The organism is Bacillus sp. AFS018417 (assembly GCF_002560985.1).
GTDB classification, from domain to species: Bacteria; Bacillota; Bacilli; order Bacillales; family Bacillaceae_G; genus Bacillus_A; species Bacillus_A rhizoplanae.
The window spans coordinates 1-306 of record NZ_NTTM01000124.1 but is presented as its reverse complement, the minus strand read 5'-3'; the positions used below and the strand labels follow the sequence as shown (position 1 = coordinate 306).

The 306-nt window shown below is 38.2% G+C and carries 1 pseudogene; it reads right to left on the bottom strand.

The window, feature by feature from the left end:
• Positions 1-214, bottom strand: a pseudogene (locus CN326_RS23785) (IS6 family transposase); the annotation flags it as partial.
• Positions 215-306: the final 92 nt, after the last annotated feature.

Below are 306 nucleotides of genomic sequence, written 5' to 3'. Positions count from 1 at the left end.
TTTGTTTGAGGTGACGACGGATTCGTTTGTCCAATTCAGGACCATACTGATGAACCCAACGCATAATCGTTGTATGAGAAATGGATAAACCCCGTTCTTCTAGCATTTCCACCAAATCACGAAAACTGAGGTTGTACCGTAGGTACCATCTTACCGTTAACAAAATAATATCAGGCTGATAATGCTTCCATTTGAATACATTTTCCTTTTCCATACCAATCACGCACCCTTTCTAAAGTAATAGTAACAGTATGTCCAAGATTTATAGATTCATTGCAATTGTCCTTAAGTTTTTGCACCAGAACC